This window comes from Pseudomonas sp. 15A4 (genome assembly GCF_016925575.1).
Taxonomy (GTDB): Bacteria; Pseudomonadota; Gammaproteobacteria; order Pseudomonadales; family Pseudomonadaceae; genus Aquipseudomonas.
In genome coordinates this window covers 5513629-5527052 of sequence record NZ_CP068986.1, presented here as the reverse complement: position 1 = coordinate 5527052, position 13424 = coordinate 5513629, and the positions used below count along the sequence as shown (strand labels likewise).

General features: G+C 60.9%; 7 protein-coding genes and 2 pseudogenes. 5 read left to right on the top strand and 4 right to left on the bottom strand.

Annotated features, from left to right (window positions below; all coding sequences use genetic code 11):
- Positions 1–11: 11 nt before the first annotated feature.
- The 3 genes and pseudogenes from leuA to xseA all read right to left on the bottom strand — a co-directional run bounded on the left by leuA (position 12) and on the right by xseA (position 4367).
- Positions 12–1693, bottom strand: a pseudogene (gene leuA / locus JN403_RS24450) (2-isopropylmalate synthase).
- Between the two features lie 448 nt (positions 1694–2141).
- Entirely contained in the window at positions 2142–2984 is an 843-nt protein-coding gene (locus JN403_RS24445) for a peptidoglycan DD-metalloendopeptidase family protein (RefSeq protein ID WP_205484650.1), read from the bottom strand.
- Between the two features lie 3 nt (positions 2985–2987).
- On the bottom strand, positions 2988–4367 hold the full coding sequence (gene xseA / locus JN403_RS24440) for an exodeoxyribonuclease VII large subunit (RefSeq protein ID WP_205484648.1): 1380 nt from the start codon (positions 4365–4367) through the stop codon (positions 2988–2990).
- Between the two features lie 135 nt (positions 4368–4502).
- On the opposite strand from xseA, the gene JN403_RS24435 reads away from it, so the two are divergent.
- The 3 genes from JN403_RS24435 to guaA all read left to right on the top strand — a co-directional run bounded on the left by JN403_RS24435 (position 4503) and on the right by guaA (position 8370).
- Positions 4503–5051 carry a sugar ABC transporter ATPase gene (locus JN403_RS24435; protein ID WP_205484647.1) on the top strand — a complete coding sequence of 183 codons (549 nt, stop codon included), beginning with the start codon at positions 4503–4505 and terminating at the stop codon, positions 5049–5051.
- A gap of 127 nt (positions 5052–5178) precedes the next feature.
- Entirely contained in the window at positions 5179–6648 is a 1470-nt protein-coding gene (gene guaB / locus JN403_RS24430) for an IMP dehydrogenase (protein WP_122535039.1), read from the top strand.
- A gap of 144 nt (positions 6649–6792) precedes the next feature.
- Entirely contained in the window at positions 6793–8370 is a 1578-nt protein-coding gene (gene guaA / locus JN403_RS24425; RefSeq protein ID WP_172610857.1) for a glutamine-hydrolyzing GMP synthase, read from the top strand.
- Between the two features lie 87 nt (positions 8371–8457).
- Here guaA and JN403_RS24420 read toward each other — a convergent pair whose 3' ends face one another.
- A complete protein-coding gene (locus JN403_RS24420) occupies positions 8458–11391 on the bottom strand; it encodes a membrane-targeted effector domain-containing toxin (RefSeq protein ID WP_205484646.1) in 2934 nt (977 codons plus the stop codon).
- A 171-nt stretch (positions 11392–11562) separates the two neighbouring features.
- Between JN403_RS24420 and JN403_RS24415 the strand changes: the two are divergent.
- Both JN403_RS24415 and tadA read left to right on the top strand, forming a co-directional pair.
- Positions 11563–12935: pseudogene (locus tag JN403_RS24415) on the top strand (multicopper oxidase family protein).
- Entirely contained in the window at positions 12892–13416 is a 525-nt protein-coding gene (gene tadA, locus JN403_RS24410) for a tRNA adenosine(34) deaminase TadA (RefSeq protein WP_275900188.1), read from the top strand. Before JN403_RS24415 ends, tadA begins: the two are co-directional and overlap by 44 nt.
- The last annotated feature ends 8 nt before the right edge of the window (positions 13417–13424 follow it).

Here is a 13424-nt window from a genome sequence, read left to right as displayed (position 1 = left end):
CTTGCCGGCGATTACGCCGCCTTCGTCGCGTCAGCCTGCAGCAAGCCACGATTGAGCGCGCTGAACAGCGCCTTGAAGCTCGCGGTGGTGATGTTCTCGTCGATACCAACGCCATGCACCGCGCGGTCGCCATCCACACGCAACTCGATGTAGGCAGCGGCCTTGGCCGTGGTGCCTGCGCCAATGGCATGTTCGTTGTAATCCATGATCTCGGCCGAAACCGGCAGGCCGGCGACCAGCGCTTCCAGTGCACCGTTGCCCGTGCCTTTCCAGCGCAGGTTGCTCTCGCTGTCGCCCATGCCGGTTACAACCACTTCCACGGCGCTGTTGCCGTTCTCTTCCTGCAAGCGATGGCTGACCAGTGCGTAGGGCTTGTTGGCCTGCAGGTATTCACGCTTGAACAGCGAGTAAATCTGCTGAGCCGTCATCTCCAGGCCCAAACGATCGGTCTCGCCCTGAACCACTTGGCTGAATTCGATCTGCATGCGACGGGGCAGGGAAATGCCGTATTCCTGTTCGAGCAGGTAAGTGATCCCGCCTTTACCAGACTGGCTATTAACGCGGATGACCGCCTCGTAGCTGCGGCCGATGTCAGCCGGGTCGATCGGCAGGTAGGGCACTTCCCACAGCGTGCCGTCCTTCTGCTGGGTGAAGCCCTTGCGGATCGCGTCCTGGTGAGAGCCGGAAAACGCGGTGTGCACCAGATCGCCGACGTACGGATGACGCGGGTGCACCGGAATCTGGTTGCATTCCTCGACCACCTTGCGGACGCCGTCGATGTCGGAGAAATCCAGCTGCGGATTCAGGCCCTGGGTGTACATGTTCAGCGCGACGGTCACGAGGTCGACGTTGCCGGTGCGCTCGCCGTTGCCGAACAGGCAGCCTTCGACACGATCCGCACCGGCCATCAGGCCCAGCTCGGTCGCGGCGACGCCGGTGCCACGGTCATTGTGGGTGTGCAGGCTGATGATCACGCTGTCACGACGGGAAATGTTGCGGCAGAACCACTCGATCTGGTCGGCGTAGATGTTCGGGGTGGCGACTTCGACGGTGGCTGGCAGATTGAGGATCACCTTGTTCTGCGGCGTCGCGTTCCACACTTCGATGACGGCGTCGCAGACTTCCTTGGCGAACTCCAGCTCGGTGGCGCTGAATGTTTCAGGCGAGTACTCGAACTGCCATTGGGTTTCCGGCTGCAGCGCGGCGTATTTGACGAACAGCTGGGCGGCATTTACCGCAATGGCTTTCACGCCCGCTTTGTCCTGATTGAAGACGATGCGGCGGAAGGAGGGGCAGGTGGCGTTGTACAAATGGACGATGGCTTTTTCGCGCCGCGCAGGGATTCGAACGTCCGTGCGATGAGGTCTTCGCGGGCCTGGGTCAGAACCTGAATCGTGGTGTCGTCCGGGATGTGGCCGTCTTCGATGAGCGTACGCACGAAGTCGAAATCGGTTTGCGAGGCGGAAGGGAAGGAGGCTTCGATTTCCTTCACGCCGACTTGCACGAGGGTTTTCCAGAAACGCAGCTTTTTGACCGCATCCATGGGCTCGATCAGCGACTGGTTACCGTCACGCAAGTCGGAACTGCACCAGATCGGCGCCGCAGTGATGGTCTTGGAAGGCCAGGTGCGGTCAGGCAGGTCAATGACAGGAAAGGCGCGGTACTTCGTCGAGGGATCTTTGAGCATGGTCATGTGAATAGTCCTTGTTGTACTCAGGGCCGAAAGAAGGCGGCCAGCCGGTTGATGCGAGAGTAGCACTGCGGGTAAGCGTCGAGGCACCGCGTTCAGCTTTGCAGTCGTGCACTGACGAGGCAGAGGCAGCGATGTTGACGCATCAGAATGAGGGTGTGAGAGGTTTTCATGTCGCCAAACGTAACGAATGGGGTGAAAGCTGGCAAGCGGTTGGGAAAAATTGAGAGAAGTCAGCGCTAATGGCTTGTGGTCGAGATGTTATTGCCGTATTTCGGGGAATTGCCCGATTAAATTGCCGTCACGGTTGGGGCTGACCGCAACGGCTGTTATGGTAGGACCGGCTTCAGCCGGGAAAGCGCCAGAACTCACACCATCAGATTTGCAGTTCAGCGCCTGATCCCTTCCCGGCTAAAGCCAGTCCTACAGGGCTACTCGGCCCTCTCAAGCATTACGGCTGAAACGCATTGATGAAAATCGCAGGATCCACACGCGCGTCATTCAGGCTGACGTTCCAGTGCATGTGCGGCCCCGTCGCGCGGCCAGTCGAACCGACTCGCCCGACTACGCCACCGCGAGGCACGGCATCGCCGACCTTCACGTCGATCTTCGACATATGGCAGAACATGCTGATGAAGCCCTGTCCGTGATCGACGAACACCGTGTTGCCATTGAAGAAGTAATTGCCGATCAGAATCACCTTGCCCGCCGCCGGCGACTTGATAGGCGTACCCGCAGGAACGGCGAAATCCAATCCCGCGTGAGGGTTTCGCTCCTCACCGTTGAAAAAGCGTCGAACACCGAATTTGCTTGAGAGCGGCCCGTCCACTGGTTTGTCCAGCAACAGATTGCTCGGCGTGACCGGGCTGAACGTGCGGTAGGCGCGAACCTGCACGTCGAGCTCCTGCTCGATGCGCTTCAGGTCTTCCAGGTCGGGATTGACCTGACGCTTATTCTTCAGGGTAATCCGCTGCTCCGGGTATTTCTTGTCGCCGACCACGAAGGGCAGGTTACGGCCGCCGCTGCTGACCTGCTGCGAGGTTCCAGGCTTGATGCTCAACGGAATGCCGACGATGGCCAGCCAGCGCGCGTCCTGATCCTTGACCACCAGCACCGGCTTGCCCTGCCACGTGGCTTTGGGCGCTTGTGCGGCGGGGCCGAGATCGACCACCGCTACGCCGCCTGGCACCGGCTTGTTGAGCAGGCGGGAAATGTAGCTGTCAGCATAGGCGGGCAGGGCCGCGCAAAAGACCAAGGCAGCAGTGGCTAACGAACGGGATAGAAGAGGCAGCATTGATCAATCCAGAAGTGAAAGGGTGACAGGCGTCAGATGGTTGTCTTCGACGCGCACTTGCAGTTCGCCGTCGGCCAGCTTCGCCGTCAGGCGCTGACCCTGATGCGTCTGCTCGGCAGCGCGAATGGCCCTGCCGCGTTCATCCAGCAAAATACTGTAACCACGGCCAAGGGTCGCCAGCGGGCTGACCACGTTGAGCGTCTGCACCTGACTTTGCAGCTGCAGGCGACGGCTCTTGAGGTTTTCCTTGATCGCACGGGGCAGCCGCTCGGCCAATACCGCCAGGCGCTGACGCAGAAACATCAGTGTGCGTCCCGGATGTTGCGCGGCCAGGCGGCTTTCCAGATGGCTCATGCGCACCTGGCGCTTGTGCATCTGCTGCTCAAAGGCCCGTCGCATGCGCATGTCCAGGTCGTCGAGGCGCTGGGCGCGTTGGCGCAGACGCTCGCCAGGGTGACGCAAGCGGCGGGAAATACCGTCCAGGCGCAATTGCTCGCGCATCAGTCGGTCCTGCATGCGGCTGATCAGTCGGCGCTCCAGGCTGTCGACCCGGCGGTGCAGATCACTTGAATCCGGCGCCAGCAGTTCAGCGGCAGCGGAGGGCGTCGGGGCGCGCACATCGGCGACGAAGTCACTGATCGAGACATCGGTTTCATGACCGACCGCGCTGACGATCGGCGTCACGCAGGCGTCAATGGCCCGGGCGACGGCCTCTTCGTTGAAGCACCAGAGGTCTTCCAGCGAACCGCCGCCCCGGGCGAGGATCAACGCGTCGAAACCCCGGCCGTCAGCGAGCGTCAGAGCGCGCACGATCTGGCCGATGGCTTCGCGGCCCTGCACGGCGGTGGGGATCAGGGTGAGTTCAACCTGGGGCGCGCGACGGCGAAACACGCTGATGATGTCGCGAATCACCGCGCCGGTCGGGGAGCTGATGATGCCGATGCGCTTGGGGTGCAGGGGCAGGGCGACCTTGCGCTCGGCGCTGAACATGCCTTCGGCGCTGAGCTTTTCCTTCAACGCATCGAAGGCCAGACGCAGCGCGCCATCGCCAGCAGGCTCGACGGTGTCGAGAATCAGCTGGTAGTCGCCGCGACCCTCAAACAGCGAGACCTTGCCGCGTACCTTGACCGCCAGGCCGTCCTTCAACGCCTGACGTACCCGCGCCGCGTTGCTGCGAAACAACGCGCAACGCACCTGGGCGCCGGAGTCCTTCAGCGTGAAGTAAACGTGCCCGGAGGCCGGACGCGAGAGGTTGGAAATCTCGCCCTCCACCCAGATGCTGGAAAACACATCTTCCAGCAGCACGCGTGCGCGGCCGTTGAGCTGGCTGACAGTGAGAACGTCCCGGTCAAGGCCGAGTCTTGCGAAGGGGTCTTTGATCATGGCGGCATCATAAAGGCATTGGGGCACGGGTCACCAGATGAGATCGCTGACGGCGCGCGCCCCGACGGCCATACTTGACGTCACAGACAGCGCGATTAAGCTGCCGCCCCCGATTACTCGTCAGACAGGCCCGTCATGGACACCCAAAGCATCATCGTCCCGCAAATCTCCAGCTTTCCTGCGCACGAAGCGAAGGCGCGGGCGATCCTGCGCTGGCTGGTGAAGCTGAACGTCGTCGAAGAATCTCTGACCACCTGTGGGCGCAGCTTCAACCGCATGGCCTACGCGGTTGCCCCGGGCGCGCGACGCTTCGTCGAAAACCCTGACGCCTTGCCATTCGGTCAACCGGTCAACGGTCTGGAAATTGTCCTCAAGCGCTGCATCTATACCCCGCAGCAGGGCTTCAAGGAGGAGGCCGGTTGTCCAGAGTGTCGGCGCGAGATCGGCGAAGCCCTGTTCGACAGCCTTGAAGACTGGATGCCGGGCCATACCGACAACTTCATGTGCCCCGAATGCCGCCATGAAGACGACATCAACGGGTTTCTGTTTCTGGAGCCGTGCGGGTTCTCGAATCTGGGGTTCATTTTCAATAATTGGCTGGATGCCGGTTTCAAAAGCAGCTTCGTCGAGGCATTTGCCGAGCGTATGGACCGTCCGGTGTCCCATGTCAAAGTCAGGCTGTAGAGGTGCTGTGCAGTGATAGACGGCATTAATCTCGCTCGTACGCTAAATAGCCTGATCTTTACATTGAGATAGTGCAGGTGTCTGGGTACAATGGCGCGCTTCCATTTTCCCGCTCGGGAGCCCAGCGATGCTGCGTATAAGCCAAGAAGCCCTTACATTCGACGACATTCTCCTTGTGCCCGGTTATTCCGAGGTGCTTCCCAACGAAGTCAGTCTGAAAACACGATTGACCCGTGGCATCGAACTCAACATCCCCCTCGTTTCCGCCGCTATGGACACCGTCACTGAAGCCCGTCTGGCAATCGCCATGGCTCAGGAAGGCGGCATCGGCATCATCCACAAGAACATGACCGTCGAGCAGCAAGCTGCCGAAGTGCGCAAGGTCAAGAAGTTCGAAGCGGGTGTGGTCAAGGATCCGATCACCATCGAGGCTGACGCGACCGTTCGTGACTTGTTCGAACTGACCCGTCAACACAACATCTCCGGCGTTCCAGTCCTGCATGATGGCGAGCTCGTCGGCATCGTGACCTCCCGCGACGTCCGTTTTGAAACCCGCCTGGACATCGCCGTTCGCGAAGTGATGACGCCGAAAGAGCGTCTGGTCACCGTCCGCGAAGGCGCCGACAAGTACGAAGTGCGTGACTTGCTGCACAAGCACCGTCTGGAAAAAGTCCTGATCGTCGACGACAAGTTCGCGCTCAAGGGCATGATGACCGTCAAGGACATCGAGAAATCCAAAGCCTGGCCTCTCGCGAGCAAGGACGACCAGGGTCGTCTGCGTGTCGGCGCTGCGGTCGGCACCGGTAAAGACACCGGCGAACGCGTCAGCGCGCTGGTTGCTGCGGGCGTGGACGTTATCGTGGTCGACACCGCCCACGGCCACTCCAAAGGCGTGATCGACCGCGTTCGCTGGGTCAAACAGAACTTCCCTGACGTGCAAGTCATCGGCGGCAACATCGCTACCGGCGCCGCTGCACTCGCACTGGTCGAAGCTGGCGCTGACGGCGTCAAGGTCGGCATCGGTCCTGGCTCCATCTGCACCACCCGTATCGTCGCTGGCGTGGGCGTCCCGCAAATCAGCGCCATCGCCAACGTGGCGTCGGCACTGGAAGGCACTGACGTTCCGCTGATCGCCGACGGCGGCATCCGTTTCTCGGGTGACCTGTCCAAGGCCATCGTTGCCGGCGCTTACTGCGTGATGATGGGTTCTATGTTTGCCGGTACCGAAGAAGCTCCAGGCGAGATCGAGCTGTTCCAGGGCCGTTCGTACAAGGCCTATCGCGGCATGGGTTCGCTGGGCGCAATGTCCCAGGCCCAGGGCTCGTCGGACCGTTACTTCCAGGACTCGTCCGACGGCGCGGAAAAGCTCGTACCGGAAGGTATCGAAGGCCGCGTTGCGTACAAGGGTTCCCTGACTGCCATCGTTCACCAGTTGATGGGCGGCCTGCGCTCCTCGATGGGTTACACCGGTAGCGCCGACATCCACGAAATGCGCACCAAGCCTGAATTCGTGCGCATCACCGGTGCCGGCATGGCTGAATCCCACGTTCACGACGTGCAGATCACCAAGGAAGCGCCGAACTACCGGGTCGGCTGATGCCTCCAGCCACAAGTTGATAGTTACTAGCTACAAGCGATCTGTAGCGGCACCGCCTCTAGGCCTGTCGCTACGGATCTGCGGCCCCCGACACCTTGCAGCTTGAAGCTTGAGGCTTGAAGCTGCTCTATCTAGAGTCCTCTCATGGCCCTCGACATTCACGCCCACCGCATCCTGATCCTGGACTTCGGTTCCCAGTACACCCAGCTAATCGCCCGTCGCGTTCGCGAAATTGGCGTTTACTGCGAACTGCACCCGTTCGACATGTCGGACGAAGCGATCCGCGAATTCGCCCCGAAAGGCATCATCCTCGCCGGCGGCCCCGAGTCCGTGCACGTTGCCGACAGCCCGCGTGCGCCGCAGGCCGTGTTCGACCTGAACGTGCCGATCTTCGGGATCTGCTACGGCATGCAGACCATGGCCGAGCAACTCGGCGGCCGCGTGGCCGGCTCCGAACTGCGTGAGTTCGGTTACGCCCGCGTCGACATCGTCGGCAAAAGCCGCGTGCTGGATGGCATCGAAGACCACGTCGACGCCGATGGCGTTTTCGGTCTCGACGTATGGATGAGCCACGGCGACAAAGTCACCGAAATCCCGGAAGGCTTCCACGTACTGGCCAGCACCCCAAGCTGCCCGATCGCCGGCATGGCCGACGACACCCGCGGTTACTACGGCGTGCAGTTCCACCCGGAAGTGACCCACACCAAGCAGGGCGGTCGCATCCTGTCGCGCTTCATCCTCGACATCTGCGGCTGCGAAGCGCTGTGGACCCCTTCGAAGATCGCTGAAGACGCCATTGCCCAGGTTCGCGCCCAAGTCGGCACCGACAACGTGCTGCTCGGCCTGTCCGGCGGCGTTGACTCCTCGGTGGTCGCAGCGCTGCTGCACAAAGCCATCGGCGACCAACTGACCTGCGTCTTCGTCGACAACGGCCTGCTGCGCCTGCACGAAGGCGAGCAAGTCATGGCCATGTTCGCCGAGAACATGGGCGTGAAGGTCATTCGCGCCAACGCCGAAGACCAGTTCCTCAACAACCTGGCTGGCGAGAGCGACCCGGAGAAGAAGCGCAAGATCATCGGGCGCACCTTCATCGACGTGTTCGACGCCGAGTCGACCAAGCTCGACAACATCAAGTTCCTGGCCCAGGGCACCATCTACCCTGACGTGATCGAGTCCGCTGGCGCCAAAAGCGGCAAGGCGCACGTCATCAAGTCGCACCACAACGTGGGCGGCCTGCCGGAAGAAATGAACCTGAAACTGGTCGAGCCACTTCGCGAACTGTTCAAGGACGAAGTCCGTCGCCTGGGCCTCGAGCTCGGCCTGCCGTACGACATGGTGTACCGCCACCCATTCCCGGGCCCGGGCCTGGGCGTACGCATCCTGGGTGAAGTGAAGAAGGAATACGCCGACCTGCTGCGTCGCGCCGACCACATCTTCATCGAAGAACTTCGCAAAGCCGACTGGTACCACAAAGTCAGCCAGGCCTTCGTCGTGTTCCAGCCGGTGAAATCGGTTGGCGTGGTCGGGGACGGTCGTCGCTACGCCTGGGTTGTCGCCCTGCGCGCCGTAGAAACCATCGACTTCATGACCGCACGTTGGGCACACCTGCCTTACGAACTGCTGGAAACGGTGAGCGGCCGGATAATCAATGAGATCGAAGGTATTTCGCGAGTGACGTATGACGTGTCGAGTAAGCCGCCTGCGACGATTGAGTGGGAATGATCAACTTCTGATCTGAACTATTTATAACGTCGTAGCTAAAAGGCCGGGGGCCATCAACGCATCCCCCGGCTTTTTTGCATTCAAGCCTCAACGCACCAACGTCATCCCCATCAGCTCCAGCGCAGTCGTCAAATCCGCCAGCGTCTCAAACCGACGTCCGCTCACTCGCTGCCATTTAGGCCGATCGATATAGACGCGCTTGCCCTCTCGCTTTATCTCGGTACGAACCGCAATGCCTTCGTTGCTGCGGTGGACGATGCTCAGTTGACCATCACTTTCATCGAGGGTGAACATGCCCGCTCGAGGCAGTTTGTTCTCCAGGCTGATCTCAATCCGGGGCGCGGCGACAAGAACCTGCAGACGCAGATCACTCTGTACGCGTCCCGCACGACGGCCCACCGTGTCGGTCGTTTCAACCCCGGGGTCCGGCGTTATTCCCGCCGACTCAGCCACACGAACGTCTTCAATGCGCAGCCCTACAGCACCTTCCAGTTCCGCGAGACCGGGCACGCCCTGATACGTATTGGCGTGGGAATTACCCACCAGTGCCACCCAGTTACCACCGATCTGCGCCGACTGATCTGCGTCGATAACGCCCTTGGCGTAGTAATTCATCATTTTCTGTCGCAGCGTGGGATCCGCGCCTTCGATTCGGCCGATGCGATAGCTGGCCATGCAGTCGATAGCCCGGACGCGGACGCGGTTTTCTCGTGCTGCTTTCAACACCGCCATGAACGTGTACTTGCCTGTGGGGTCGGTCCGGTGGCCCTTGTCCAGTGACTCGACGTAAGCCTCAAGCGTTGGTGACAACTCGCCGGACTTCGAAAAGGCGTCCAGATCCGCTTGGTGAAAGTCGGTCAGCAGGTGCTCCATATACAGGGTTTTCACCTTGAGCTTGGTGAGCAGCGGCATCTGTTCGATCAAAAACTGTTTGCTGCCGATCCCCGCATGACTCTCGCCGATGATTAGGCCCAATGAGCGTTTGAATATCGTCTTGAGAACACTTTTGAGCGGTGCGTTGGCAGGCAGCTCTGGCATCGCTGGACGCCTCGGCAGTTCGAGCGTGTTGAAGAATGCGTTGGCGTCATCGCGGAGATTGCGACGGATGCGCTTGAAATCGTCGTAGGGATCGGGTTTGTCAAAATCGGCGCTGTGATAGCGATCGTCGACAAAGCGGCCGCCATATTGCGCGCCATCCATGACATCAGTCCTCAGCGCCGCTGGCACTTCGTATGGGCTGGGGAGGGTGGTCGTCTGGGGATAAACGCCGACCCCACGACCGGGACCCATCTTGCCGAGCACTTTGCCGCCGCCTGACAGGTTCAAGGAAGTGACGGGCTCCCACGCGCCAGCGGAGGTAAGGCGCACAGGCACGTTTCGGTAAAACGAGTAGGGGTTTGTCGGGTCGATGATGGCCCAGGATTTCAGTTCGTTGATGTAGCGAACGGCGTAGGCGAAGCCATCGATCTCAATGAAGGTTTCGCCCTGATCGGTCAGGTAGATGCCGTTCATCCTGCCCTCTTCACGTATGGGCTCGAAGGCATCCAGCAGCATGTTGGTCTCGAAAGAATTCAGCCCATCGTTGCGCTTAAAGGGGTAAACGGATTCGGGTTCCAAGCCCGGCGTTTCAACGAACCCATCAGTAGGCCCATCGATTTCGGGTACTGGCTGTCCCTCGGGTTCAGGCTGAAGCAACTCGCCTTCCGATATCGCCTCCCCGCCGACAAGAAAGGTGCTGTTGAACAGGACGTCGATGCTGGCCGTCACGGCGCCGATGACCCCCGCCTTGCGCTCCGCCGTGCTCGCGCCGTTCATGGCCTGATCAATGTTAAGGCCCATGTCGGCGATGCCGGCGCCAACGGCTGCCAGCGCAATCGGCCAGTCAACCGCTGCCAGTGCACCGGAAAGCTGAGAGAACGACCGCAGATAGCCGATCCACATCTGCTTGCGCAGGTCGCCGTTGGAATGCAGTGCCAAGTCGGCATCGGCAAACATCCGCGCTCGGATCGCGTCTCGCAGATGAGCGAAAGGGTCCCCTGACACAGGCTGGCTGTGTTGATTAATCACGCCGGGATGCGCCGCGCCCCACGTGGTGTAGAGCACATCCAGTCCGTGGAACAGCCCGATGTTGCTGTCGGCCTCTCCGTGTGCCGACAACGGGAAGTGGCCCATGAAACGTGCGCGCCGCTCCGGGCGGTTATTTTGCGACAGCAGCCACCCATGCAGGTCTTCCGAGGTGGCGAAAGCATGAAACGCCTGCACCTCGCCGGGGGTGTAGAGAATCTGTCGGCCGCCCGCGGTCACGATGCGCAGGATATCGCTGGCCTCGTAACCGATCACGTCAAAGGTCCAGACGCTCGCTTCGGCGCTGGCCGGCGCGCTGGCTTGCAGGGTTGCCAGGCTCGGTGACTCGGACGGTTCTACGTTCGCCACACGTAAGACGCTTCGCAGATCCTCTTCGCTGAGCCAGCCTGCTTGATGGTCTTCGAAAGCGCTGGCGATGAAGTTGGCCTTGGCCAGGGTGCGAAAATCATCAGCGAAGTCGCGCCAGAACGTCTTCAACTTCTCTTGATAGCGGGATTTGAAATCCACGGCCCAGAAGTCGCTCATGACCTGCGCGGGCAGCATCCTGATCTCGTTACGCTCGTCGAATGCGTCGGCATCGGCGCCTGCGGTATAGAAGCCGCTGAGCATCTGCAGGGTGTCGGCATTGTCCTGATCACGGGGGTTGAAACGGTGCATGACCAACTGCGGAAGGGTCATCGATTGCCAGGGCACATCGCGGTGCTGCCAGCCATTGAATGATCGTGGACTGCTGACCGCCGTGTGGAAGCGGTGCCAGTAAACCGTATCTGGCTCGGTGTCGTGACCGGTCTGGCGCAAGAGAATTTCTCGAGCGATGCTGCGGGCCATTTCGCGCATGTCCGGGCAGGCATTGACCAGACGGTCACTTATTCTGATGAGGGCGGTTCGATCCTGGTCCAGGGTTGCAGAGGACAGGTGATTAACTGCGGTGGTCATATTCGTCTTCCTTGATGAACGGGAAGACAAGCTTGGCGTGATCGCCGATTCATTTGGCACTAAATATGTATTGCGTACGCGGTCTTCTTAAATTTCTGTAAGGGCAGGTGTATCGTGTCCGCCCCTCGCATCGCTCACGGATGCGACCCGTCGTTTGAGGTTTTTGCGTACATGTCTTTTACCCGTCGACAGATACTCGGAGGTCTGGCCGGTCTTGCCGTGGTCGGGCTTGGGGCGGGTGGCGCCTCAAGGTATTGGCTGGGCAAGCGCGGGCCGGGGAAGGGCATGATTACGAACTGATCGCCGCGCCGCTCGACGTTGAACTGGTGGCCGGGCACCAGACGCCCGCCTGGGCATTCGGCGGTTCGGCACCGGGCACTGAGCTACGCGTCAGGCAGGGCGAGTGGCTACGGGTGCGCTTCATCAATCATCTGCCCGTTGAAACCACCATTCATTGGCATGGCATTCGGCTGCCGCTGGAGATGGACGGCGTGCCTTACGTCTCGCAATTGCCGGTCAAGCCGGGCGAGTACTTCGACTATAAATTCCGGGTGCCGGACGCCGGCAGCTATTGGTATCACCCCCACGTCAGCAGCAGCGAAGAGCTGGGCCGCGGGCTGGTGGGGCCGCTGATCGTCGAGGAGCGCGAGCCGACGGGGTTTACCCACGAACGCGTGGTCAGCCTGAAGAGCTGGCATGTGGACGAGGAGGGCGCTTTCACTGACTTCAGTGTCATTCGCGAGGCGGCCCGCGAGGGCACGGCCGGGCGATTGTCGACGATCAACGGCGTGCCACAGGGCGTGATCGAGTTGCCTGCCGGGCAGATCACCCGGGTGCGCATTCTCAATCTCGACAACACGGTGACCTATCGCCTGAATCTACCGGGCGCCGAGGCGATGATCTACGCCCTGGACGGCAACCCGGTCAAACCGCGCGCGCTGGGCAAGGATTACTGGCTGGGGCCGGGCATGCGCATCTGTCTGGCGATCAAGGCGCCTGCCGCCGGCGAAGAACTCTCCCTGCGCAACGGCCCGGTGCGGCTGGGCACATTTCGCTCGGTCGTCAACAGCGATGCGCCGGGCGAATGGCCACCTGAGCTGCCGGCGAACCCAGTCGCCGAGCCGGATCTGGCGAACGCCGAGAAGCTCAACTTCAATTTTGAGTGGGTTGGTTCGGTGTCGGTGAATGTCGACAACGGAAAACCGCCCAGCTTGTGGCAGATCAATGGCCAGGCCTGGGACATTACCGACAAGACCTGCGCGGACCGGCCAATCGCCAGGCTTGAACGAGGCAAAAGCTACATCTTCGAGCTGAAGAACATGACGCAGTATCAGCATCCCATTCACTTGCACGGCATGAGCTTCAAGGTCATCGCTTCCAATCGAAAGAAGGTGGTTCCGTATTTCACGGACACCTATCTGCTGGGGCGCAACGAGCGAGCGCGCGTCGCCCTGGTCGCGGATAATCCCGGCGTGTGGATGTTTCACTGCCATGTGATCGATCACATGGAAACCGGTCTCATGGCCGCTATCGAGGTTTCGTAATGCGTCAGCCCCCATCATTGATCGCAGTGGCGATCAGCACTTCATGCGCGAAGCGCTGGCACTGGCCGCCGAAGGTGCGTTGCTCGGCGAGGTGCCGGTCGGTGCGGTAGTGGTGCAGGGCGGTGAAATCGTGGGCCGCGGCTTCAATTGCCCCATCAGCGGCAGCGATCCCAGTGCCCACGCGGAGATGGTCGCCATTCGTGCGGCGGCGCAGTCACTGAGTAATTACCGCCTGCCGGGCAGCACGCTGTACGTGACGCTGGAACCCTGCAGCATGTGCGCGGGTTTGATCGTCCATTCGCGCATCAGCCGCGTGGTGTATGGCGCCACCGAGCCGAAAGCGGGGGTGGTGCAGAGTCAGGGGCAGTTCTTTACGCAGCCCTTCCTGAATCATCGAGTGCTGTTTGAAGGCGGGGTGCTGGGGGAGGAGTGCGGGACGATGCTGAGTGAGTTTTTCAGGATGAGGCGGGCGAAGGGTTAGTTCAGTGC

Excerpts from the sequence above, each read along its gene's own strand:
- guaB (WP_122535039.1), top strand. The coding sequence starts at position 5,179 with ATGCTGCGTATAAGCCAAGAAGCCCTTACATTCGACGACATTCTCCTT.
- JN403_RS24435 (WP_205484647.1), top strand. The coding sequence starts at position 4,503 with ATGGACACCCAAAGCATCATCGTCCCGCAAATCTCCAGCTTTCCTGCG.
- JN403_RS24420 (WP_205484646.1), bottom strand. The coding sequence starts at position 11,391 with ATGACCACCGCAGTTAATCACCTGTCCTCTGCAACCCTGGACCAGGAT.
- JN403_RS24445 (WP_205484650.1), bottom strand. The coding sequence starts at position 2,984 with ATGCTGCCTCTTCTATCCCGTTCGTTAGCCACTGCTGCCTTGGTCTTT.
- xseA (WP_205484648.1), bottom strand. The coding sequence starts at position 4,367 with ATGATCAAAGACCCCTTCGCAAGACTCGGCCTTGACCGGGACGTTCTC.
- guaA (WP_172610857.1), top strand. The coding sequence starts at position 6,793 with ATGGCCCTCGACATTCACGCCCACCGCATCCTGATCCTGGACTTCGGT.